The sequence below is a fragment of the Nocardioides sp. genome (assembly GCF_030150155.1).
Lineage (GTDB): Bacteria > Actinomycetota > Actinomycetes > Propionibacteriales > Nocardioidaceae > Nocardioides.
Genome location: NZ_JASLGR010000025.1, coordinates 42,235 through 61,308 on the forward strand (window position 1 = coordinate 42,235; position 19,074 = coordinate 61,308).

The 19,074-nt window shown below is 69.5% G+C and carries 19 protein-coding genes and 1 pseudogene; 6 read left to right on the forward strand and 14 right to left on the reverse strand.

Annotated features, from left to right (window positions below; genetic code table 11):
- The first annotated feature begins 81 nt into the window (after positions 1–81).
- The 3 genes from Q1V88_RS06480 to Q1V88_RS06490 are packed head-to-tail and all read left to right on the forward strand — an operon-like array spanning position 82 to position 1,550.
- Positions 82–402, forward strand: coding sequence for a DUF3099 domain-containing protein (locus Q1V88_RS06480; RefSeq protein WP_300679492.1), 321 nt, complete (start codon positions 82–84; stop codon positions 400–402).
- Positions 399–620 carry an acetone carboxylase gene (locus tag Q1V88_RS06485; RefSeq protein WP_300679494.1) on the forward strand — a complete coding sequence of 74 codons (222 nt, stop codon included), beginning with the start codon at positions 399–401 and terminating at the stop codon, positions 618–620. The genes Q1V88_RS06480 and Q1V88_RS06485 overlap by 4 nt, the downstream gene beginning before the upstream one ends.
- A gap of 9 nt (positions 621–629) precedes the next feature.
- On the forward strand, positions 630–1,550 hold the full coding sequence (locus Q1V88_RS06490; protein ID WP_300679496.1) for an SURF1 family protein: 921 nt from the start codon (positions 630–632) through the stop codon (positions 1,548–1,550).
- 1 nt (position 1,551) lies between these two features.
- On the opposite strand, the gene Q1V88_RS06495 is transcribed toward Q1V88_RS06490, so the two are convergent.
- Together Q1V88_RS06495 and Q1V88_RS06500 are read right to left on the reverse strand one after the other, a co-directional pair.
- Positions 1,552–2,895, reverse strand: a complete 1,344-nt coding sequence (locus Q1V88_RS06495; RefSeq protein ID WP_300679499.1) for an ammonium transporter — start codon at positions 2,893–2,895, stop codon at positions 1,552–1,554.
- 138 nt (positions 2,896–3,033) lie between these two features.
- Positions 3,034–3,702: an FCD domain-containing protein gene (locus Q1V88_RS06500; RefSeq protein ID WP_300679502.1), complete on the reverse strand. Its 669-nt coding sequence runs from the start codon at positions 3,700–3,702 to the stop codon at positions 3,034–3,036.
- A 184-nt stretch (positions 3,703–3,886) separates the two neighbouring features.
- On the opposite strand from Q1V88_RS06500, the gene Q1V88_RS06505 reads away from it, so the two are divergent.
- Positions 3,887–5,629, forward strand: coding sequence for a 2-isopropylmalate synthase (locus Q1V88_RS06505; RefSeq protein WP_300679505.1), 1,743 nt, complete (start codon positions 3,887–3,889; stop codon positions 5,627–5,629).
- Between the two features lie 56 nt (positions 5,630–5,685).
- Here Q1V88_RS06505 and Q1V88_RS06510 read toward each other — a convergent pair whose 3' ends face one another.
- Positions 5,686–7,284 (reverse strand): ABC-F family ATP-binding cassette domain-containing protein, encoded by a 1,599-nt coding sequence (locus Q1V88_RS06510; protein ID WP_300679507.1) that lies wholly within the window; start codon positions 7,282–7,284, stop codon positions 5,686–5,688.
- A gap of 83 nt (positions 7,285–7,367) precedes the next feature.
- Here Q1V88_RS06510 and Q1V88_RS06515 point away from each other — a divergent pair, with 83 nt between their 5' ends.
- Positions 7,368–8,342: a neutral zinc metallopeptidase gene (locus Q1V88_RS06515; RefSeq protein ID WP_300679509.1), complete on the forward strand. Its 975-nt coding sequence runs from the start codon at positions 7,368–7,370 to the stop codon at positions 8,340–8,342.
- Between the two features lie 11 nt (positions 8,343–8,353).
- Here Q1V88_RS06515 and Q1V88_RS06520 read toward each other — a convergent pair whose 3' ends face one another.
- Entirely contained in the window at positions 8,354–8,707 is a 354-nt protein-coding gene (locus Q1V88_RS06520) for a helix-turn-helix domain-containing protein (protein WP_300679512.1), read from the reverse strand.
- 18 nt (positions 8,708–8,725) lie between these two features.
- On the opposite strand from Q1V88_RS06520, the gene Q1V88_RS06525 reads away from it, so the two are divergent.
- Complete coding sequence (locus tag Q1V88_RS06525; protein WP_300679515.1) at positions 8,726–9,925, forward strand: MFS transporter; 1,200 nt, start codon at positions 8,726–8,728, stop codon at positions 9,923–9,925.
- Positions 9,926–9,935: 10 nt separating this feature from the next.
- Here the strand turns inward: Q1V88_RS06525 and Q1V88_RS06530 are convergent, their stop codons facing one another.
- From Q1V88_RS06530 to sufB, 10 genes and pseudogenes are all read right to left on the reverse strand, one after another.
- On the reverse strand, positions 9,936–10,841 hold the full coding sequence (locus tag Q1V88_RS06530; protein ID WP_300679518.1) for a phosphotransferase: 906 nt from the start codon (positions 10,839–10,841) through the stop codon (positions 9,936–9,938).
- A gap of 10 nt (positions 10,842–10,851) precedes the next feature.
- On the reverse strand, positions 10,852–12,420 hold the full coding sequence (locus tag Q1V88_RS06535) for a hypothetical protein (RefSeq protein ID WP_300679521.1): 1,569 nt from the start codon (positions 12,418–12,420) through the stop codon (positions 10,852–10,854).
- Positions 12,421–12,486: 66 nt separating this feature from the next.
- A pseudogene (locus Q1V88_RS06540) lies at positions 12,487–13,149 on the reverse strand (ABC transporter ATP-binding protein); the annotation flags it as partial.
- A gap of 18 nt (positions 13,150–13,167) precedes the next feature.
- The gene (locus tag Q1V88_RS06545; protein ID WP_300679524.1) at positions 13,168–13,650 is read right to left on the reverse strand and encodes a GNAT family N-acetyltransferase; all 483 of its coding nucleotides are present in this window, start codon (positions 13,648–13,650) and stop codon (positions 13,168–13,170) included.
- Between the two features lie 3 nt (positions 13,651–13,653).
- A complete protein-coding gene (locus tag Q1V88_RS06550; RefSeq protein ID WP_300679527.1) occupies positions 13,654–13,980 on the reverse strand; it encodes a metal-sulfur cluster assembly factor in 327 nt (108 codons plus the stop codon).
- Positions 13,977–14,453: a Fe-S cluster assembly sulfur transfer protein SufU gene (gene sufU / locus Q1V88_RS06555; protein ID WP_300679530.1), complete on the reverse strand. Its 477-nt coding sequence runs from the start codon at positions 14,451–14,453 to the stop codon at positions 13,977–13,979. Before sufU ends, Q1V88_RS06550 begins: the two co-directional genes overlap by 4 nt.
- Position 14,454: 1 nt before the next feature.
- A complete protein-coding gene (locus tag Q1V88_RS06560) occupies positions 14,455–15,723 on the reverse strand; it encodes a cysteine desulfurase (RefSeq protein ID WP_300679532.1) in 1,269 nt (422 codons plus the stop codon).
- A gap of 108 nt (positions 15,724–15,831) precedes the next feature.
- Entirely contained in the window at positions 15,832–16,599 is a 768-nt protein-coding gene (sufC, locus tag Q1V88_RS06565) for a Fe-S cluster assembly ATPase SufC (RefSeq protein WP_300679535.1), read from the reverse strand.
- The gene (gene sufD / locus Q1V88_RS06570; protein WP_300679538.1) at positions 16,596–17,801 is read right to left on the reverse strand and encodes a Fe-S cluster assembly protein SufD; all 1,206 of its coding nucleotides are present in this window, start codon (positions 17,799–17,801) and stop codon (positions 16,596–16,598) included. Before sufD ends, sufC begins: the two co-directional genes overlap by 4 nt.
- Positions 17,801–19,074: Fe-S cluster assembly protein SufB (gene sufB, locus Q1V88_RS06575; RefSeq protein ID WP_300679541.1), on the reverse strand; the 1,274-nt coding region annotated here is incomplete at its 5' end. The genes sufB and sufD, both read right to left, overlap by 1 nt.

Here is a 19,074-nt window from a genome sequence, read left to right on the forward strand (position 1 = left end):
ATCACACGCTAGGGACCCCGGCGGGGCAGGCCCGGGCACGCCACTGACAAGGAATCACCAGAGGGTTCGTAGAATGTCTACATGGCACGTGGCAAGAAGGATGCACCTGAGGCGTTTCGGATCACTGATGCTCCCGAACCGCTGTCGACGGACATCTCGGCCCGGCAGAAGCGCTACCTGGTCTCGATGCTCGCCCGCACGGTCTGCTTCATCGCCGCCGGTGTCGCCGGCATCGCCGGGGTGCTCTGGCTTGCCCTGATCTTCGCGTTCGGTGCGATCGTGCTGCCCTACGTCGCCGTGGTGATGGCCAACGCCGCCACCCCCCAGGGCAACGAGGCCTCCCCGTTCGGCCTGACCGCGGCCGACCGCCGCGAGCTGCGCGGCCGCGAGCACCACGCATGAGCCTGGACGACAAGTCCGAGCAGGATCTGTGCTCGGCCAAGGGCTGTCACGCCGCCGGGGTGTGGGAGCTGCGCTGGAACAACCCCAAGATCCACACCCCTGAGCGACGCAAGATCTGGCTGGCCTGCGAGGAGCACCGCACCAGCCTCAGCTCGTTCCTGAGCTCGCGCGGCTTCCTCAAAGAGACCGAGGCGCACGCTCCCGAGACGGCGCGTTAGCCTCGAACCGTGGGTCGTCTCCGCTTCCTCTTCAGCCGGCGCTGGATTCTCTTCTTCCTCGCCGTCGTCGTGATCTCCTGGGCCACCTGGTGGCTGGGCAACTGGCAGTTCGGCCGGCTGACGGACCGCAAGGAATCCAACAGCATCGTCAGGACCAACGAGTCCCAGACCGCGACCCCGGTCGGCAACGTGCTCTCGGTCGGCTCCAAGGTCGGCAAGAAGAGCGAGTGGCTGCTGGTCACCGCGACCGGCACCTACGACCCGACCAAGACCATCACCTGGCGCTACCGGAGCAACGACCGCACCGACGAGGCCGGGATCGACGTGGTGGTCCCGTTCGTCACCACCTCCGGCACCACCCTCTTCGTCGACCGCGGCTTCATCGCCAACGACGGCAACGACACCCTGACCAAGGTCCCCGCACCGCCCACCGGCACCGTCACGGTGGAGGGCTACGTGCGCGCCGACGGCACCGGCGACTCGACCAAGGTCGACGGAAGCCTCAACACCCGCAGCCTGTCGTCGGTCACCGCCGCCAAGGCGACCGGACTGACGTCGTACGGCGGCTGGCTGCAGCTCAAGAGCGAGGATCCCGCCCCGGCCAGTGCCCCCGAGCCGGCAGGGCTGCCGGATCTGGGCAACGGGCCGCACTTCTTCTACGGCATCCAGTGGTGGTTCTTCGGCCTGCTCGCCATCGTCGGGTTCGGCTACCTGCTCTACGACGAGTACCGCCTCAACGGCACCGACGAGGAGGGCCACGAGTCCGAGGAGGCGCAGCGCCGCCGGGCCGAGAAGTCGGCCAAGGAGCGCGAGCGCGACGCCAAGGTGTCGAAGAAGAAGGCGCTCAAGGCCGCCTATCAGGCCGCCTACGAGCGCGAGCGCTCCAGCGACTCCTCCAGCGACTCCGCCAGCGACTCTTCGGCGAGCTGACCTACTCCTCGCCGAGGTCGGCGTCGTGGTCGCGCCGGGCGCCGAACAGCGACGCTCCCCCACCGTGGAGCACCGAGCCGTGCCGGCTCGCCCCGACGGTGTGCAGGTCGTAGGCGGACTCGGCGTGGATCACCAGGTCGATGCCGATCACCTCGTGGTCCTCGTCGACCCGGAAGCCGAGGGTGCGCTCGATCAGCCAGCCCAGGGCGTAGGAGACGCTGAAGGCGAAGACCAGCACCACGCCGCAGCCGAGCGCCTGGCGGCCCAGCTGGGCCGGATCGCCGTGCAGCAGGCCGTTGACGCCGGTCGGGGCCGCCGCGGTGGCCAGGACGCCGACGCCGAGCGTGCCGACGATGCCGCCGACCAGGTGGACGCCGACCACGTCGAGGGAGTCGTCGTAGCCGAAGCGGTACTTCAGGCCGATCGCCAGCGCACAGACCAGGCCGGCGACCAGGCCGATCAGCATCGCGCCGAACGGGGTCACCGAGCCGCACGAGGGGGTGATCGCGACCAGTCCGGCCACCATGCCCGAGGCGGCGCCGAGGGAGGTCGCATGACCGTCGCGCCAGCGCTCCAGCAGCAGCCACCCGCACGCGCCTGCCGACCCTGAGACGAAAGTGGCGGCGAAGACGTCGGCCGCCGCCGTCCCGGCGCCGTAGGCCGAGCCGGCGTTGAACCCGAACCAGCCCACCCACAGCAGCCCGGCGCCGAGCATCACCAGCGGCAGGTTGTGCGGCTTCATCGGGTCGTTCGCGAAGCCGATCCGGCGTCCGAGGACCAGGGCGAGGGCCAGTCCCGAGGCCCCGGAGCAGACCTCGACCGCCGTACCGCCGGCGTAGTCGACCAGGCCGAGGTGGTTGACCAGCCAGCCACCGGCGTGGCCTGGCCGGGAGACGTCGAAGACCCAGTGCGCGACCGGGGCATAGACCAGCACCGTCCAGGCGATCACGAAGACCACCCAGGAGCCGAACCGGGCGCGGTCGGCGATCGCCCCGCAGACCAGGGCGCCGGTGATGACGGCGAACAGGCCCTGGAAGGAGGCGAAGAGCACCGTCGGGACCGGCAGCCAGGCGTCGCCGCCACCCATCAGGGTGCGGAAGCCGAGGTGCTGCAGCGGGTTGCCCAGCAGGCCGCCGCCGAGGTCGTCGCCGAAGGCGAGCGAGTAGCCGACCGTGACCCACACCAGCGTGATCACAGCCAATGACACGAAGGTCATCATGATCATGTTCAGCACGCTCTTGGAGCGCACCATGCCGCCGTAGAAGAGCGCCAGACCGGGCACCATCAGCATCACCAGCGCCGACGCGGCGAGCATCCACGCGGTGTCGCCGGTGTCGATCTTCATCCTGGAGGTGTCTGCCAGGGCCGAGGAAACAACGTCGAACACAAGCGTCGACTGTCGTGCCGGACTATTTCACGTCGTGACCGATCGTGTTACGCGAGGGTTAACAGGCTCGGAGTGGGCCGAGCGGTCAGGTCAGGATCACGTCAACGAGCGCGCCAGCGCGGTCAGGTGGTCGCGGGCCAACGCCCTCGCTGCGGCCTCGTCCTGGGCCGTGATCGCCTCCTGGAGGCCGCGGTGCACGTCGTGGTCGGCGTCGTCGCCGTGGCTGCCGTTGCGGCGCAGCATCTCGATCATGGCCTGGCGACTGCGCGGGGTGAAGCCGTCGAAGAGCTCGACCAGGAGCGGGTTCTGCGCTGCCACCACGATCGCGCGGTGGAAGGCCAGGTCGGCGTCGACCAGGTCCTCGATCCGGGCGCGCTGCGCGTCGCGTTCGCGCAGGGCACGGGCCAGGGCCCGCAGGTCGGCGGCGGTACGCCGGCCGGCAGCCAGTCCGGTCGCCTCGACCTCGATCGCGATCCGCGCCTCCAGGACGCTGCGGATCTCGGCCACCCGCACGGTCCGGGTCCAGTCCTCGGGGACGTCGAGGGCGGTCAAGAAGACGCCCGCGCCCTGCCGGGAGGCCAGCACGCCCTTGCCTGCGAGCTGGCGGATCGCCTCGCGCACCGTGGAACGGCCTACCCCGAGCTGCGGGGCGAGCGTGGTCTCGCCGGGCAGCTTGGCGCCCAGTGCCCACTCGCCGGCGCGGATCCGGGCCAGCAGCAGGTCGGCTGCCTGATCGGCCAGCGGCTCGCGGCGTACGACGTTCATGCGAGCATCATGGCAGACAGGTCTACTTCTCTACTTGTCTGAGGAGTTGTGCTAGCGTCGGCAACATGAGGTCACCTCACGTTCTCCTTCTTCGCCGCCACGGCGGGATGTAGCCGGACCGGCTCCCCTCCGTGGAGTCAACGCCTGCGCCGGTCCGCCCCTCAGCCCTGACGAAGGACCCGCCATGACCTCCCCCGACCTGAGCACCACCACGCCGGCCCGCGCGACCTGGAACCGCCAGCAGCCCTCTCCGATGCCCTCGCACCGCTACCGCGACGTCTTCGCCCGGGTCGAGGTGCCCCTGACCGACCGGCGCTGGCCCCAGGCCCGCCTCACCCAGGCGCCGCTGTGGGTGCCCGTGGACCTGCGCGACGGCAACCAGGCGCTGGCCGAGCCGATGAGCCCTGAGCGCAAGCGGCGGTTCTTCAAGCTGATGGTCGCGATGGGCTACAAGGAGATCGAGGTCGGCTATCCGTCGGCCTCGCAGACCGACTACGACTTCGTCAGGCTGCTGGCCGAGACCGACCTCGCCCCCGACGACGTCACGATCGTGGTCTTCACCCCGGCCCGACGCGACCTGATCGAGCGCACCGTGGAGTCGCTGCGCGGCCTGCGCCGACCCGCCGTGATCCACCTCTACACCGCGACCGCACCGATCTGGCGCGACGTCGTCCTGGGCCACGACCGTGCCACGCTGCGGGACCTGATCCTGGGTGGGGCTCGTGACGTGCTGGAGTTGGCCGGCGACCTGGACGACGTACGGTTCGAGTTCTCGCCCGAGGTGTTCAACCTGACCGAGCCCGACTTCGCCCTGGAGGTCTGCAACGCCGTCACCACGACCTGGGACGCCTCGCCCCAGCGACCGGTGATCCTCAACCTGCCGGCCACCGTCGAGGTCGCCACGCCGAACGTGTACGCCGACCAGATCGAGTACATGGACCGCCACCTGGAGCGACGCGACTCCGTGATCCTCTCGGTGCACCCGCACAACGACCGCGGCACCGGCGTGGCCTGTGCCGAGCTCGCGGTGCTGGCCGGGGCGCAGCGGGTCGAGGGGTGCCTGTTCGGCAACGGCGAGCGCACCGGCAACGTCGATCTGGTCACCCTGGCCCTCAACCTGCACGCCCAGGGCGTCGACCCGAGGATCGACCTCTCCGACATCGACGAGGTCCGCCGGGTGGTCGAGGAGTGCAACCGGATCCCGGTCCATCCCCGCCATCCGTACGTCGGCGACCTGGTGCACACCGCCTTCAGCGGCACCCACCAGGACGCGATCAGGAAGGGCTTCGCCGAGCACCGGGCGCGGGCTGCGGCCCAGGGACACCCGGAGTCGGAGATCGCCTGGCAGGTGCCCTACCTGCCGATCGACCCGGCGGACCTGGGGCGCACCTACGAGGCGGTGATCCGAGTCAACTCCCAGTCAGGCAAGGGCGGGATCGCCTACCTGCTGGAACGCGACCACGGCATCGAGCTGCCCCGGCGCCTCCAGGTCGAGTTCGCCCGCCACGTCCAGCGCCACACCGACGCCGACGGCGGTGAGGCCACCGCGGCGCAGGTGTACGACCTGTTCCGGGACGCCTATCTCCCCCACCCCGGCGAGCCGACCCCGATCGTGCTGGAGGCGTTCGAGGCCAGCGCGGAGGCCACCTCGATCACGCTGCTGGTCGAGGGGCGCTCGCACCGCAGTCGCCATCACGGCATCGGCCCGGTCGAGGCACTGATCGCAGCCCTGGCCGAGCACGGCGTACTGCTGGAGGTGGTGAGCCTCCATCAGAGCAGCTTGGCCACCGGCGTCAGCGCCGACGCGCTGACCCTGGTGGAGTACCGCTCCGGCGAGGTCACCGGGTGGGCGGCGGGGACCGACCGTTCCGTGGTCACGGCGACGTTGAGTGCCCTGATGCACGCCGCCACCGCCCTGAACCGGTGAGGAACCCGGATCTGGGCGGTGGCGAACCCGGAAGTCGGCGGTGGTGAACCCGGATCTCAGGCGAGGCTGATCAGCTCGGCGTAGGACTCGTTCCACAGGTCCTCGACGCCGTCGGGCAGGATCAGCACCCGGTCGGGCTCCAGTGCATGGACAGCGCCCTCGTCGTGGGTGACCAGGATGATCGCGCCCTCGTAGGCCCGGATCGCGTTCAGCACCTCTTCGCGCGAGGCGGGGTCGAGGTTGTTGGTCGGCTCGTCGAGCAGCAGCACGTTGGCCGCCGAGACGACCAGCGAGGCCAGCGCGAGCCGGGTCTTCTCCCCACCGGAGAGGACGCCGGCCGGCTTGTGCACGTCGTCGCCCTGGAAGAGGAAGGCACCGAGCACGGTGCGGGCCTCGGAGTCGGTCAGGTCCGGCGCCGCGGACTGCATGTTCTCGAAGACCGTCCGATCGACGTCGAGGGTCTCGTGCTCCTGGGCGTAGTACCCGATCTTGGCGCCGTACCCCGGGATGACCTCGCCGGTGTCGGGCTGGTCGACACCGGCCAGCATCCGCAGCATGGTGGTCTTGCCCGCACCGTTGAGACCCAGGATGACCACCCGCGAGCCCTTGTCGATCGCGAGGTCGACGGCGGTGAAGACCTCCAGCGCACCGTAGGACTTCGACAGGTCCTGGGCGGTGAGCGGCGTCTTGCCACACGGTGCCGGGGAGGGGAACTTGATCGCGGCGACCTTGTCGACCTGGCGAGCGCCCTCCAGACCAGCAGTCAGCTTCGCGGCACGCTTGAGCATCGACTGGGCGGCCGAGGCGCCCGAGGCACGGGCCTTCATCTTGTTGGCCTGATCGGTGAGCGTCTTCGCCTTGTTCTGGGCGTTCATCATCTCGGCCTTGCGCCGGTGCTCATCGGTCTCGCGCTGCACGAGGTAGTTCTTCCACCCCATGTTGTAGACGTCGATGGTCTCGCGATTGGCGTCGAGGTGGTAGACCTTGTTGACCGTCTGGGAGAGCAGGTCGTTGTCGTGGGAGATCACGATGAAGCCGCCCTTGAAGGACTTCATCCAGTCCCGCAGCCACAGGATCGAGTCGGCGTCGAGGTGGTTGGTCGGCTCGTCCAGGATCAGCACGTCGGCACCCGAGAACAGGATCCGGACCAGCTCGACGCGACGACGCTGACCGCCCGAGAGGGTCTTGAGCGGCTGCTCCCACAGGCGCTCGGCCAGGCCCAGGGAGTTGCAGATCTGCTTGGCCTCGGACTCGGCGGCGTACCCGCCACCGGCCTCGAACTCGTCGAGGGCGCGCTGGAACTTCCGCATCGCCTTGTCCTGCACCGTGGCGTCGGTCGAGGCCAGGTCGACCTCGGCCTTGCGCATCCGGCGGATCGCCTCGTCCAGGCCGCGGGCCGACAGGATCCGGTCGCGGACCAGCACCTCGGGGTCGCCCACCCGCGGGTCCTGCGGCAGGTAGCCGATCTCCCCGACCTGGTTGACCGAGCCACTGGCGGGCTCGAGGTCACCGGCGAGGACCTTGGTCAGGGTGGTCTTTCCGGCTCCATTGCGACCGACGAGACCCACCTTGTCCCCCGGGCCGACCCGGAAGTTCACGTTCTCCATCAGGAGGCGGGCACCGACGCGGACTTCGAGGTTATGAGCGGTGATCATGGCAGTTCACTAGTCTATGGGGCGGGGGCGCGGCCTCCGCATTTCACGACGACCCCGGGCGACCGGGTGAGGGGGCAGCTCGGATGCGGTTCAACCCGAAGGCACGTCTCGACAACAGCCGGGTCCAGGACGTCGGTGGCAGCGGCGGGAGCAGTGGCGGCGGCGGTGGCTTCGGCAGCGGCGGCGGACTGCCGATCCCGACCGGCAAGATGGGCGGCGGTATCGGCGGCCTGATCCTGGTCGTTGCGATCCTCATCATCGCCCAGTGCAGCGGGGCCAACCTGGGTGGTGTCCTGGGCGGCTCGTCCTCGTCCTCCCTGGACGCCAGCCGGATCTCGGGAGTCTCCGTGACCGGGTCGGGCACCGGCACCCACGACTTCGCCAGCTGCCAGACCGGCGAGGACGCCAACAACTCCGAGGACTGCGCCCTGGTCGCGGTGGAGAACTCGCTGGTCGACTACTGGAGCAAGGAGCTCGGCAGCACGTTCCAGAAGGAGGCCGCTGTCGACGTCTTCGAGGGCCGGGTCACCACCAACGGCTGCGGCAGCGCCACCTCCGACGTCGGTCCGTTCTACTGCCCCACCGACCGCACCATCTACCTGGACACGTCCTTCTACCAGGACGTGCTCAAGAACGAACTCGGCGGCCAGGACGCCCCGTTCGTCAGGGCGTACGTGATCGCGCACGAGTTCGGCCACCACATCCAGAACCTGCTCGGCATCATGAACAAGGTCAAGACCCAGCAGGGCGCGAACTCCGACTCGGTCAAGCTCGAGCTCCAGGCCGACTGCTTCGCCGGGATGTGGGCCCAGGCCGCGCAGACCACCCCCGATGCCGACGGCAACGTCCTGATCGAGGGCCTGACCGACACCGACATCTCCGACGCGATCGGCGCCGCCACGGCGGTGGGCGACGACTACATCCAGAACCGGATGCAGGGGAAGTCCAACCCCGAGTCCTGGACGCACGGCTCCTCGGCCCAGCGGGTGAAGTGGTTCAAGACCGGGATGGCCTCCCACAACGACATCCAGGCCTGCAACACCGGCCTCGGCGCCTGAGCGCCGACCCCTCAGGCCTCGTCCCACCCGGCGATGATCCGTCGCCCCTCGGGCACTGCCAGCTCGATCAGGCCCGGGAACCGGTCGTCGATGTCGGCAGCGCGTAGCCGATTGAGGCGCTTGGTGCCTTCGTCCCGCTGACGGATCACACCCGCCTCGCGCAGGGTCTTGAAGTGCCCGCTCTGGGTGGACTTGCTCACCGGCAGGGCGAAGGTGCCACACGGCAGCTCCCCGTCGGGGCCCTCGTCGGCCAGGCGCGCCACGATCGCCAGCCGCACCGGGTCACTCAGCGCCATCAGGACGGTCGGAAGGTCCAGCTCGGCGACGCTCGGATGCCGCAGCACTGTCGATGTTCTGCTTGCCACGGCCCCACCCTAGCAATCATGTTCACACATTCCGAACATGTGTTATGTTCGGCAATCATGAACATAAAGTTCTGGAGCGCCACCTACGCCCTGCTCGTGCTGCTGGTCGGCGCCAACCTGCCAACGCCCCTGTATCGGCACTACCAGGAGCGATTCGCCTTCTCCCCGATCGTCGTCACCCTCATCTTCGCCACCTATGTGGCGACGCTGATCCCGACCCTGATCGTCGCCGGCCCGCTCTCCGACGCGATCGGTCGACGTCGCGTCGTCCTGCCGGCGATCGTGCTGGCCGCCCTCGCCTGCGTCGTCTTCGCCACCGCCGGCTCTCCCGGGTGGCTGTTCGTCGCCCGCGCGCTGCAGGGCGTCGCAGTAGGAGCCGCGTCGGGCTCGCTGACCGCCGCCCTCAGCGAGCTCGAGCCGACCGGCGACCAGCGTCGGGCCGCGCTGGTCGCCACCGCCACCTCGGTCAGCGGCCTCGCACTCGGCCCCCTCGTGACCGGCCTCGTCGCTGAGACGATGCCTGCGCCCCAGGTGACGCCCTTCGTCCTCGAAGGCGTCCTGCTCTGCCTCGCGTTCGTCGCCGCCGGGCGCGCCTTGACCGCGACACCCACCACTGCCTGGCACCCCCGACGCCCCACCATCCCGGCAGGGATGCGTTCGGTCTTCGGCACCACGGGCAGCGCGAACTTCATCGCCTTCGCCGTCACCGGGCTCTTCCTCGCACTCATCCCGACGCTGGTGGCCACCCTGACCGGCAGCACCAACCCGCTGCTCGGCGGAGGCGTCGCCGGACTGATCCTCGCCGCCTCGGCGCTCACCCAGGTGGCCAGCTACCGCAGCACGACACCACGCGGCGAGCTCACGGGTCTGCTGATCCTGGCCAGCGGCCTGGGCATCCTGCTCCTCAGCGTGACGACAGGCTCGCTGCCACCACTGCTCGCAGCCAGCGTCGTCGCCGGGGTCGGACATGGGCTGGTCTTCCTGGGCGGACTCACCACCATCAACCAGCACGCCCCCGCCGCACGTCGCGCCGAGGTGGTCTCGAGCTTCTACGTGATCGTGTACGCCGGCGTCGGCGTGCCCGTCATCGGCGTCGGCCTCCTCGCCGCGACCACCACGCTCACCCACGCCGTCGGCGTCTTCGCGGGACTCTTCGCCGCCCTGGCCCTGCTGACCTTCGGCGCACTACTGAAGCAGACGACACGACGCCCAGGATGAGGCCATCGCCTCACAGCGCCAGCACTGCCTCCACCGCGGCGTGCTGGCGTTGCAGGGCCCGCAGGTGCGGGGCGACCGAGGGGTGCCGGAACTTCCCGGCCAGCGCACCCTCTCCCCCGGCGACCCGGGCCAGCGCCCACTCGGCGCGGGTGAACGCGGTGTAGGCCAACGTCACCTGGGCGGCCACCGCGATCTCGTCGCGACGCCGACTCCGCTCGGGCAGACCCAGCAGGTAGGCGTCCAGCAGCGGCTCGAACCCCTCCCGCGCCCCCAACGCGTAGTAGCCGAGGTCCGCGCCGAGCGGCCCGACCCCGAACGTGCCCCAGTCCACCGCGACGATCTCCTCGCCGTCACGCCCTGCCAGATTGGCAGGCGTCGGATCGCCGTGCTGGAGCACCTGCTCCAGGCTGTCGAGCACGCTGAGCATCCGATCACGCTTGTGCCACAGCGCGTCGGCGATGTCGCTGGCGGTGGTGCGCCCCAGGGTCGGCCAGCCACCGCGACGCCCGACCCGCTCCAACCGGCTGCGCAGCTGGCCGCGAGCCAGCCACCGTGCCTCGGGCACCTCCGTCGCGGCGAAGCGGCCCATCGAGATCGCGGCGAACAGCCCGCTGTTGGCGGCGTCCTCCACCCAGTCCTGGGTCAGCGTGATCCCCTCGGAGTCCTCCTCGACGGCCGCTACCGGGGCACGCAGCCCCGCCGTGGCGTCCAACAGCCCCGCACGCGCGACCTCGGCCTCGCGGCGCCACCAGGCGAAGTGCTGCGGATCCGACAGCTCCGGCGGGTCGTCGGGCCCCGGGGCCCGCAGCCGCTTGATCACCAGCGGTCGCCCGCCGATCTCCGTGCGCCACACGCCGTACGTCGACACCGACGCGCCCCCGGTGAGGGGAAGCCACTCGGGCTCCGGCTGCCACATGGCAGGCACGCTAGCCGATATCACGCTCGCGGAAGCGGAACCACGCGAGAAGGCCGACCAGCGCGGCGCCCACCCACAACCCCAGCACCGGGCTCCACCGCCACGCCTCGACGGGGTACTGCGGCACCACCGAGTACGGCGACACCTTGACCAGCCAGGTCGGGAACCGCAGCAGCTCGCCGAGCAAGGTGTCCAGCAGACACAGCGCCACCACACCCCAGCCCAGCACGCTCCACGCGGCGCGGTGGCTCCAGGCCAGGATCACCACCGCCTGCACCGCGACGACAGCGCCGACCCAGGCACCGGCAGCGACCAGGGCGGTCCAGGGCCGCGCCCCACCCGCGAGGGCGTCCCCGATCATCAGCCCCAGGCCGCCGAGCAGCACCAGCACCGCGGAGCCGATCAGGGCGAACCCGACCACCGCGCCGAACCAGGCACGGCGCGAGACACCGGTGGCCAGCACCAGCTCGGCATGACCACCGGCCTCGTCGGCACCGGCCGCAGCGACGATCGAGACCCCGAAGAAGGTGACCGCCATCGCCAGCACGCTCAGCACCGCGGCGATCATGGCGCCGCCGAGCCTGTCGATCAGCTCCTGACCGCCACCCATCGAGGCGACCAGGCTGTCCAGGCCCGGCGACATCGCACCGAACGCGATCCCGCCGCCGAACAACGCGACCGCCCACAGCAGCGCTCCGGTGCGGTGCACCCGCACCACCAGGCCGAGCGCGGAGCCGAGCCAGGCCGGCGCACTGGTCCGCCCGGGCCGGGCCGCGACGAGTCCTTCGCCCAGGTCCCGGGCGCCGCGGAGCACAGCGGCCACGACCAGCAGGAGCGCGCTGGTGACGGCGTACAGGGCCAGGACCCAGATCCGGGGGTCGCTCCAGGCGCGGAGCTGGGTGTTCCAGCCCAGGGGCGAGCACCAGCTCAGCCAGGTGGCCTGCAAGCCGTCGCCCAGCGCACGCACCACGTAGAAGGCGCCGAGCACCGCCGCGGCGATCGCCGCACAGGTCCGGGCACTGGCGCTGAGCTGGCAGGCGACGGCGGCCACGCCGGTGGCGACCGCGGCAGTGCCGACCCAGGAGAGACCGAACCAGAGCGATCCGGCTACGGGCAGGCCACCGAGCGCGGAGGCGGCGAAGACGACGGCACCGAGCACGACGGCCAGGCCCAGGCACTCCAGCACCGCTCCGGCGAGCGGGGCGTTGCGGCCGATCACGGTCGCGGCGAGGAGCTCGGCGCGTCCGCTCTCCTCCTCGACCCGGGTGTGGCGCCGGAGCACCACCACGAAGAGGATCGCGGCGATCAGCGCGTAGAGCACCGTCATCTTGCTCATCGCGACCTCACCGAGCGCGTCCGGGTCCAAGATCGGGCCGTAGAGGGCCCGCAGCGCCGGTTGGGCGTTGAGCTCGAGTGCGAGCCGGCGCTGGTCGGCGGGTGAGGAGATCAGTGACGGGGTGGCGTAGGCCGACGCGGCGGCCATCGCGGCCATCAGCACCAGCCAGACCGCGGCGATGATCCGGTCGCGGCGCAGGTTCTGCCAGGCCAGGGCGGTGGCGCCGGTGAGACTCGACGTCACGGCTCAGCCCTCGTAGGCACTGAGGAAGAGCTCTTCCAGGCTGGCATCACGGTCGCCGCCCGCCTTGAGCAGGCGCAGCTCGTCGAGGGTGCCCGACTCCGCGGTCCGCCCGGCCCTGATGATCGTCACCCGGTCGGCGAGCCGCTCCACCTCGCTCAGGATGTGGCTGGACAGCAGCACCGTGCCACCGCGGGCGGTGTGCTCAGCGACGCAGGCGGCGAAGAGCTGCTCCATCAGGGGATCGAGTCCGCTGGTCGGCTCGTCGAGGACGAGCAGGTCGCAGTCCACGGCGAACGCGGCGACGAGGGCGACCTTCTGCCGGTTGCCCTTGGAGTACGCCCGGCCCTTCTTGGTCAGGTCGAGCTTGAACCGCTCCACCAGGTCGGCCTTGCGGGACTGGGCCGGATCGGCACCCCGCATCCGCAGCAGCAGGTCGACCGTCTCCCCGCCTGACAGGTTGGGCCACAGACTGACGTCGCCGGGCACGTAGGCCAGTCGGCGGTGCAGCGCCGGCCCCGCCTGCCAGGGGTCCTGTCCGAAGAGGGTGACCGACCCGGCCGAGGCCCGCACCAGGCCGAGCAGGATCCGCAGCGTGGTGGACTTCCCGGCCCCGTTGGGTCCGAGGAAGCCGTGCACCTCCCCTGCCTGCACCGTGAGGTCGAGGCCGTCGAGGGCACGCGCCGTGCCGAACGCCTTGACCAGTCCGCTGATCTCGATCACCGCCGTCACGGGATCAGCGTAGGACCCTCAGCCGCGCCGCATCCGCAGATCGCTCAGGCCGAGCTCGTCGACCACCTCGGAGCCGTCGTAGGCGAAGCCGTGGCGCTGGTAGAACCGCTCAGCCCGCTCGTTGCCGCGCAGCACCCAGACGTGCGCGGGACGCTCGCCCAGCACCGCGTCGAGGAGTCGGTGGCCCAGGCCGGTGGAGTAGTGCGAGGCGGCGAGGTAGATCGAGTAGAGCTCCTCCCCTGCCAGGTCGGCGTCGCGGCTGGGGCCGACCTCGGCCCAGCCGACCACCAGCCCGCCGTCGTCGGCGACCAGGATCTGGTTGCTGCGCACCCGTCCGACCCAGCGCGTCACGCGTGCCAGCTCGGGCTCTGCCTCACGGTGGGCGAGCACCTCGTCGGGCATCAGGCCGGCGTACGCCTCCCGCCAGACCTGGAGATGCAACGCGGCCAGCCTCTCCGCATCGAGCAGACTGGCTGGCCGGATCGCGACGTCCTCGGTCATGCGTCAGACGTTGAAGCCGAGGGCGCGCAGTTGCTCGCGACCGTCGGGGGTGATCTTGTCCGGGCCCCACGGCGGCATCCAGACCCAGTTGATCGTCACGTCGCTGGCCATGCCCTCGAGCGCGCTCTCGGTCTGGTCCTGGATCATGTCGGTCAGCGGGCAGGCCGCCGACGTCAGGGTCATGTCGATGGTGACGTCGTTACCGGCCAGGTGCACGTCGTAGATCAGGCCGAGGTCGACGACGTTGATCCCCAGCTCGGGGTCGACGACGTCCTTCATCGCCTCGGTGACATCGTCGACGCTGAGCGTCTCGATCGGGGTGTCGGTCATTTCGCTGCCTCCAGGGACTGGGCGGTGGCGTCTTTCCAGGCCATCCAACTCAACAGGGCGCACTTCACGCGTGCGGGGAACTTGGCGACGCCGGCGAAGGCGATGCCGTCCTCGAGGACCTCCTCGAGGGAGTCGTCGACCTCGATCTGGCCCTTGCCCTGCATCAGGTGGAGGAACTCCTCCTGGATGGCCAGGGCCTCGTCGACCGGCTTGCCGACGACGAGGTCGTAGAGGACCGAGGCCGAGGCCTGCGAGATCGAGCAGCCGAGGCTGTCGTAGGAGACGTCGGAGACGACGGCGCCGTCCCCGGTCTGCTCCAGATGCACGCGCAGCGTGATCTCGTCCCCGCAGGTCGGGTTGACGTGGTGCACCTCGGCCTCGAACTGCTCACGCAGTCCCTTGCCGTGCGGGTGCTTGTAGTGATCGAGGATGATCTCCTGGTACATGCCGTCCAGGTCGGCTTGGGTGCTCATCTCAGTCCACCTTGAAGTACGAACGGGTGAAGTCGAGCGCCTCGACCAGGGCGTCGATCTCCGCCGGCGTGGTGTAGAGGTACGACGACATCCGGCTCGACGCCTGCACGCCGAAGCGCAGGTGCGCGGGCTTGGCGCAGTGGTGACCGGCCCGGATCGCGACCCCACGGCTGTCGACCAGCTGGGCGATGTCGTGCGGGTGCACGCCGTCGAGCTCGAACGAGATCGCCCCACCGCGCAGGGCGGCGTCAGCCGGCCCCATCACGCGCAGGCCCTTGATCTGGGTGAGCTGGTCCAGGGCGTAGCGGGTGATCGCCTGCTCGTGGGCGTGGACGGCGTCCATGCCCAGGTGCGACAGGTAGGTCAGCGCGGCGCCGAGGCCGACGGCCTCCACGATCGGGGGCGTGCCCGCCTCGAACTTGTGCGGGATGCCGGCGTACGTCGACCGCTCCATCGTGACGGTCTCGATCATCTCGCCGCCGCCCAGGAAGGGCGGAAGCTGCTCGAGCAGGGAGCGTCGTCCCCAGAGCACACCGATGCCGGTCGGGCCCACCGTCTTGTGACCGGTGAACACCAGGGCGTCGGGGCGCTCCGCCTCGGGCATGGCCGCGAGGTCGATCGGCAGCACCGGGGCGGCCTGCGAGGCGTCGACGACGACGATCGCTCCGACCTCGTGGGCGCGCCGGGTCAGCTCGGCGACGGGGTTGACCGTGCCCAGCATGTTGGAGACCCAGGTGAAGGCGACGACCTTGGTCTTCTCGGTGATCAGCTCGTCGATGTTCGACAGGTCGAGCTGGCCGTCGTCGGTCAGGCCGAACCAACGCAGGGTCGCACCCTTGCGCTGGGTGAGGAGCTGCCACGGCACGATGTTGGAGTGGTGCTCCATCTCGGTGGTGACGACGACGTCGCCCTCCCCGATCGCCAGGTCACCGGTGGCCCAGGCCAGGGTGTTGGCGACCAGGTTGAGCGCCTCGGAGGCGTTCTTGGTGAAGATCACCTCGTCGCGCGAGGGGGCCCCCAGGAAGGAGGCCACCTCGTCACGGGCGTTCTCGAACGCCTCGGTGGCCTCCGCCCCGAGCGTGTGCATGGCGCGGGCCACGTTCGCGTTGTGCCGCTCGAGGTGATCGACCATCGTGTCGATCACGATCTGCGGCTTCTGCGACGTGTTGGCGCTGTCGAGGTACACCAGGGGGCGTCCCTCGTGCACGGTGCGCTCGAGGATGGGGAAGTCCTTGCGAATCACGTCGAGGTCAGGAAGAAGACCCTCCATGAGATTCCCTTCGGTGGTGGGAGAAGTGGTGCTGAGCAAGGCGGAGGAGCGAAGGCGACCTTCAAGCGAAGCGGGTCGTCAAGCGACGACAACGCAGCGCAGTGCCGCTTATCGCGCCACCGAGAGGAAGCGGTCGTAGCCGTTGGCTTCTAGCTCTTCGCCGAGCTCGGCGCCACCGGTCTCGGCCACGTGACCGTCGACGAAGACGTGGATGAAGTCGGGCTTCACGTAACGCAGGATGCGGGTGTAGTGCGTGATCAGCAGCAGACCCTTGTCCGAACGCTCACGGAACCGATTGATCCCCTCGGAGACGACCTTGAGCGCGTCGATGTCGAGACCGGAGTCGATCTCGTCGAGGATCGCGACCTTGGGGTCGAGCAGGTCGAGCTGGGCGATCTCGGCACGCTTCTTCTCGCCGCCGGAGAAGCCCTCGTTGACCGAGCGCTGGCTGAACGCGGGGTCCAGGTTCATCTTCTCCAGGGCACCGTTGACGTCCTTGACCCAGGTGCGGAGCTTGGGAGCCTCGCCGTCCAGGGCGGTCTTCGCGGTGCGCAGGAAGTTGGCCATCGAGACACCGGGGACCTCGACCGGGTACTGCATGGCGAGGAAGAGGCCAGCGCGGGCGCGCTCGTCGACGCTCATCTCCAGCAGGTTCTCACCGTCGAGGAGGACCTCGCCGCCGGTGATCGTGTACTTCGGGTGACCGGCGATCGAGTAGGCCGTGGTCGACTTGCCCGAGCCGTTGGGGCCCATGATGGCGTGCGTCTCGCCGGACTTGATCGTCAGCGTGACGCCCTTGAGGATCTCCTTGACACCACCCTCGGTGTTCTCGTCCTCGACGGTGACGTGGAGGTCCTTGATCTCAAGCGTGCTCATGCGTTCTCTCCGGTGGTGATGGCCTCGATGGCGGAAATGTTCTGGGCGAGCTCGGCCTCGACGGTGGCAGCGAGCTGCTCCTCGAGCGCGGGCACGCCGACCTGACGGATCAGGTCGTTGAAGAAGCCGTGCACGACCAGGCGGCGTGCCTCCGACTCCGAGATCCCGCGCGAGCGCAGGTAGAAGAGCTGCTCGTCGTCGAAGCGGCCGATCGCCGACGCGTGACCCGCGCCCTCGATCTCGCCGGTCTCGATCTCGAGGTTCGGCACCGAGTCGGCCTGGGCACCGTCGGTGAGAACCAGGTTGCGGTTCTCCTCGTAGGTCTCGATGCCCTCGGCGATCTTGCGGATCAGGACGTTGCCGATCCACACGGTGTGGGCGCCGTCGCCCTGGAGGGCGCCCTTGTAGACGACGTGCGACTTGGTCCGCGGCGCGGTGTGGTCGACGAAGAGACGGTGCTCGATGTGCTGACCGGCGTCGGCGAAGTAGAGGCCGAGCAGCTCAGCGGAGCCGCCGGGGCCGGAGTACTGCACCGTGGTGTCGTTGCGGACCACGTCGCCACCGAAGGTGACGTCGATGTGCTTGAACTGGGCGTCACGACCCACGGCCACGTGGCGGTGACCGGCGCGGACGGCGTCGTCGGCCCAGTCGTCGATGGAGACGACGGTCAGCTGAGCGCCGTCCTCGACCACGATCTCGACGTTGTCGGCCAGGGTCGTGGTGCCCTCGAAGCGGAAGACGATGGTCGCCTTGGAGTGGCGGCCGGCCTTGACCACGACGTGCTCGGCGACGGCGGTCTCGGAGGCGCCGGTGACGGTGATCACCAGGGCGTCGGCGACCTCGGCCTCGACCGGGACGGTGATCAGGGTCGACTCGGTGGCCTCGGCCAGGGCGCGCGCGGCGATCCGGTCGGTCGGCACGAAGCCGCTGATGCCGCGCAGGCCCTCGGCGGGAACGCGCTCGATGGTGATCTGCTCACCACCGGTGCTGCTGGTCGTCAGGGTGCCACCGAAGGGGGCGGAGTCGTGCAGACCACGGAGGCGACGCAGCGGGGTGAACCGCCAGATCTCCTCGCGGCCGGTGGGCACGACGTGGTCCTCGACAGCGAACGAGCCGGTCGGGTGCAGGTGGGACTCCACCGGCTCCAGCTCGAGTGAGGACAGGACAGAGTCAAGGCTCTGTCCGAGCTGTGTGGCCGTCATCAGCCAACGGCTCCTTCCATCTGCAGTTCGATCAAGCGGTTGAGCTCGAGGGCGTATTCCATCGGGAGCTCCTTGGCGATGGGCTCGACGAAGCCACGGACGATCATGGCCATCGCCTCGTCCTGCTCCATGCCGCGGCTCATCAGGTAGGAGAGCTGGTCGTCGGAGACCTTGGAGACCGAGGCCTCGTGACCCATCGAGACGTCGTCCTCGCGGATGTCGACGTACGGGTAGGTGTCCGAACGGGAGATCTGGTCGACCAGCAGGGCGTCGCAGAGCACGTTCGACTTCGAGCCGTGCGCACCCTCGTTGATCTGGATCAGGCCGCGGTACGACGTCCGGCCACCGCCCCGGGCGACGGACTTGCTCAGGATCGACGACGACGTGTTCGGCGCGGCGTGGACCATCTTGGCCCCGGCGTCCTGGTGCTGGCCCTCGCCGGCGAAGGCGATCGAGAGCGTCTCACCCTTGGCGTGCTCGCCCATCAGGTAGACGGCCGGGTACTTCATGGTGACCTTGGAGCCGATGTTGCCGTCGACCCACTCCATCGTGGCGCCCTCTTCGCACACGGCGCGCTTGGTGACCAGGTTGTAGACGTTGTTCGACCAGTTCTGGATCGTCGTGTAGCGAACGCGGGCGTTCTTCTTCACGATGATCTCGACCACGGCGGAGTGCAGCGAGTCGGTGGAGTAGATCGGCGCGGTGCAGCCCTCGACGTAGTGCACGTAGGAGCCCTCGTCGGCGATGATCAGCGTCCGCTCGAACTGGCCCATGTTCTCGGTGTTGATCCGGAAGTACGCCTGCAGCGGGATGTCGACGTGCACGCCCTGCGGCACGTAGATGAACGATCCGCCCGACCACACCGCGGTGTTCAGTGCGGAGAACTTGTTGTCCCCGGCCGGGATCACGGTGCCGAAGTACTGCTTGAAGATCTCCGGGTGCTCCCGCAGGCCCGAGTCGGTGTCCAGGAAGATGACGCCCTGTGCCTCAAGGTCTTCGCGGATCTGGTGGTACACCACCTCGGACTCGTACTGTGCCGCCACACCGGCGACCAGCCGCTGCTTCTCCGCCTCCGGGATGCCGAGGCGGTCGTAGGTGTTGCGGATGTCCTCGGGCAGTTCCTCCCAGGACGCGGCCTGCTTCTCGGTGGACCGCACGAAGTACTTGATGTTGTCGAAGTCGATGCCCTGCAGGTTGGAGCCCCACTTGGCATCGGCTTGCGACCGAGGATGCGCAACGCCTTCAGCCGGTTCTCCAGCATCCACTCCGGCTC

Coding starts and splice junctions, on each gene's coding strand:
- Q1V88_RS06480 (WP_300679492.1), top strand. CDS start 82: ATGGCACGTGGCAAGAAGGATGCACCTGAGGCGTTTCGGATCACTGAT.
- Q1V88_RS06485 (WP_300679494.1), top strand. CDS start 399: ATGAGCCTGGACGACAAGTCCGAGCAGGATCTGTGCTCGGCCAAGGGC.
- Q1V88_RS06495 (WP_300679499.1), bottom strand. CDS start 2,895: ATGAAGATCGACACCGGCGACACCGCGTGGATGCTCGCCGCGTCGGCG.
- Q1V88_RS06500 (WP_300679502.1), bottom strand. CDS start 3,702: ATGAACGTCGTACGCCGCGAGCCGCTGGCCGATCAGGCAGCCGACCTG.
- Q1V88_RS06505 (WP_300679505.1), top strand. CDS start 3,887: ATGACCTCCCCCGACCTGAGCACCACCACGCCGGCCCGCGCGACCTGG.
- Q1V88_RS06510 (WP_300679507.1), bottom strand. CDS start 7,284: ATGATCACCGCTCATAACCTCGAAGTCCGCGTCGGTGCCCGCCTCCTG.
- Q1V88_RS06515 (WP_300679509.1), top strand. CDS start 7,368: ATGCGGTTCAACCCGAAGGCACGTCTCGACAACAGCCGGGTCCAGGAC.
- Q1V88_RS06525 (WP_300679515.1), top strand. CDS start 8,726: ATGTTCACACATTCCGAACATGTGTTATGTTCGGCAATCATGAACATA.
- Q1V88_RS06530 (WP_300679518.1), bottom strand. CDS start 10,841: ATGTGGCAGCCGGAGCCCGAGTGGCTTCCCCTCACCGGGGGCGCGTCG.
- Q1V88_RS06545 (WP_300679524.1), bottom strand. CDS start 13,650: ATGACCGAGGACGTCGCGATCCGGCCAGCCAGTCTGCTCGATGCGGAG.
- Q1V88_RS06550 (WP_300679527.1), bottom strand. CDS start 13,980: ATGACCGACACCCCGATCGAGACGCTCAGCGTCGACGATGTCACCGAG.
- sufU (WP_300679530.1), bottom strand. CDS start 14,453: ATGAGCACCCAAGCCGACCTGGACGGCATGTACCAGGAGATCATCCTC.
- Q1V88_RS06560 (WP_300679532.1), bottom strand. CDS start 15,723: ATGGAGGGTCTTCTTCCTGACCTCGACGTGATTCGCAAGGACTTCCCC.
- sufC (WP_300679535.1), bottom strand. CDS start 16,599: ATGAGCACGCTTGAGATCAAGGACCTCCACGTCACCGTCGAGGACGAG.
- sufD (WP_300679538.1), bottom strand. CDS start 17,801: ATGACGGCCACACAGCTCGGACAGAGCCTTGACTCTGTCCTGTCCTCA.